Genomic DNA, 2,711 nt, shown 5'->3' with positions numbered 1-2,711 from the left:
GTGCGGGAAGTACAGAGTATGCTTCTACAAGGATAGCGCCCCGTAACGTATTCCTATTCATGCGTTGCGGGTAGGCGAGAACTTGCCTAGGCGTGTAGTCTGAAAGGTTCGGGGGGTTATCGTTAGCGTTATGGCGCTAGGGAATACGCTCAGCATGTCACGTAGGGACGATATTACGGGGACAAGCCGAGAAAAAGGGCGTATGCGGTGAAAACCGCTGAGTGAATAGGGTCTTCTGACGGACCAACGAGGTGCGGCATGGTAAAGACGCTTATCTTTCTATTCTGTTAGATTACTTTTTGTAGTCTTTCAGCATAGGGGATAAGTCTGTCAACTTCCCTCCCTGCCTCGGATTAGCATGGTAAAGGGCGTCAAAGAAAAGTCAAGAGATTTTAAGAGATTAAGAGAAAATAACTACCACTATCCGCGGCTAGAGGAAAATATAGATAACTACTACTAACTAGGGATAGGGAAAAATGAAGCTAAAGGAAATATAGATTAATAACTATATATAGGGAATGGAGAAAAAAGGATATCAAAGTAAATTAAAGAAAAAGAAGATGTGTAAAAGTAAGGAGAAGTAAGGGAGAGTGAAATCATGATTGATGAAAATAAGAAACTACAACAGCTGAGTACTTTTACATGGAAAGAGACAAAAAGTACTGAAGAAGAAAGAAGGCTAAAAAGATAGTGGAATAGTTAAGGCGGTTAAAAGGGGGAGAAAGATGTCAATAGTTGCGGGAAGCAAACAAATGGCAAAGGAAGAACAAGAGCGAAGAAAAGAAAGGTTAGAAATAGATGTGATGAACAACGATAATATACCTGCAAAGTTAGTCCAGAAAGAGGGCGTCTATACTATCGGTAATTTGAATCATAATAAGAAATGGATTCAAAAGGGAGTCGATAGATATAATGCGAGAGTTTGGCGAGATTGGAGAGAAAAAGAATGACTTATGATTTTTCAAGTAGTGGGCTTGCTGACTATAAGCTTAGAAATCATACAACGGCTCCCCAGATGCTTGTATATGAGTTAATAAGGTGTCTAGTGGTTTATTTATATTTGAAACTATTATCGTCCGTTATATGCCCTGTTATGCCGTTATAGATTAATGTGAAAAGGAAAGACTCTCGGAACATTGGGAGTTATCTTCTAATATTGGGATTTATTGTGTTTGAATTATCTGTATATTAATATATAATATGAAAACAACCTTCATTTTAGAATAGATTATAGTAAAATTTTGTATTTATGTGGAAATTAAAGGTTGCGCAATAAGAGACGAAGTCACATAATATAATTAATGGAATACCACGGCGATACCACTCGCTAAATGCGACGCCGATATAAGGAACATGCGGACACCACGCAATGAAGTTAGATGAAACACCGCATAGAGAATGCTATATTGTAGTTGTGTAGGAATGTATCACCTTTTAGCGAAATGAACGGGCAAGAGCAAGATGAATGCGGAAACAGTCGGAAATGACGAAGGGAATCTCTCCCCCCCCCCGCTAACGGCATAGGACGGAAACCGACGATACCACAACCGCATTAGATATCTATATAAATATATAGAACAAAAGAAAGTGCTAGGATTAACCAACCTATCGCTTTTTTGTTGTTTATATTTTTTAACCAATTTAAGGAAATACCGCTTCGGTTGACTTGTGTGAACTTGAGGTTTATTATAAGGATATAAAGAAAGGGAGGTGAAAATATGAATTTGTGGGTAATTTTAGGTGGTTTTGTAGCAACCTTGAATCAATTATCAGCACTGATAAAAAACAGTGTAGATACATACTACAAGGTTAAAGAGAAAAGAGTCGCACCCACCAAGATGACGACTCAGAATAACCACAAGGGAGAGGGAAACCTCTCCTATACCTAAGATTATAACACATTCATACTAATTATGAAAAAATTTATATGGAAAAATATACCTATAGCTATATTTCTGATTTTTGTTTTAACAACCTTTGATTACAACAACCTAGGTACTGGGGAGTATACCTATATTATCTTTGCTGGAATAGCTCTATTTTTAATGTTGATTAATATGATTATTTTGTATATAAAGGAGAAGAAGAATGTTTAAATTTGACACAAAAGAACAACTAACAAAATTTATACAAGATGAAGTTTTAAATTCATCGGAAGCATTAGATATTCTCGGGTGTTCTAGACAGTATTTGAATAAACTGGTAAAAGAGGGAAAACTAATACCGATTAAAGAGACAACTCGCGATAAACTATTCTACAAACAAGATGTTGTAAAAAGAAAATCTTTAATGAGAAAGTAAAAGTTTTTATTTCAAATTCCTAATTATTAGTAATGTATAGAGGGAAGAACAAGATATATCTAAAAGAACAAGAAGCGGACGCAAATTGATGCGTACCGCCTTTTTTATGTCCGCATACACGGTGTATATTTGTTTATTTATAACGTGCCCTTATTACCATTTCGGTGATTATCGCTGCGGCTACTGATAAGGCGAAAATTACGCCGAATGATGCGACGTATAGGTTTCCGAATGCTTTCGCTACGCACATAAATATGAATGCGAATACGATTAGGAATGTTATATTTCGATTCTTTTTCATAGTATATTCGTGAATATTTCGTGTTATAATTAAGTAATAGATAGAGCGTGCTGTCACACGCCCTACGCTATTTTACTTTCTTGAGAATCGACTAGCGATTTTGAATCTA

General features: G+C 36.3%; 4 protein-coding genes. 3 read left to right on the top strand and 1 reads right to left on the bottom strand.

The genetic code is table 11. The features are described from left to right. The first annotated feature begins 725 nt into the window (after positions 1–725). The 3 genes from GBN91_RS28440 (at position 726) to GBN91_RS28435 (ending at position 2,301) form a co-directional block, all read left to right on the top strand. Positions 726–950 carry a hypothetical protein gene (locus tag GBN91_RS28440; protein WP_152122900.1) on the top strand — a complete coding sequence of 75 codons (225 nt, stop codon included), beginning with the start codon at positions 726–728 and terminating at the stop codon, positions 948–950. 768 nt (positions 951–1,718) lie between these two features. After that, complete coding sequence (locus GBN91_RS29135) at positions 1,719–1,889, top strand: hypothetical protein (RefSeq protein WP_193222146.1); 171 nt, start codon at positions 1,719–1,721, stop codon at positions 1,887–1,889. 199 nt (positions 1,890–2,088) lie between these two features. Beyond that, positions 2,089–2,301 (top strand): helix-turn-helix transcriptional regulator, encoded by a 213-nt coding sequence (locus tag GBN91_RS28435; RefSeq protein ID WP_152122898.1) that lies wholly within the window; start codon positions 2,089–2,091, stop codon positions 2,299–2,301. 133 nt (positions 2,302–2,434) lie between these two features. Here the strand turns inward: GBN91_RS28435 and GBN91_RS29130 are convergent, their stop codons facing one another. After that, positions 2,435–2,602 (bottom strand): hypothetical protein, encoded by a 168-nt coding sequence (locus tag GBN91_RS29130; RefSeq protein WP_176535474.1) that lies wholly within the window; start codon positions 2,600–2,602, stop codon positions 2,435–2,437. Positions 2,603–2,711: the final 109 nt, after the last annotated feature.

It is taken from the genome of Bacillus sp. B1-WWTP-T-0.5-Post-4, assembly GCF_009183795.1.
In the GTDB taxonomy this organism is placed as follows: Bacteria; Bacillota; Bacilli; order Bacillales; family Bacillaceae_G; genus Bacillus_A; species Bacillus_A cereus.
This window is presented reverse-complemented; position numbering and strand designations above follow the sequence as displayed.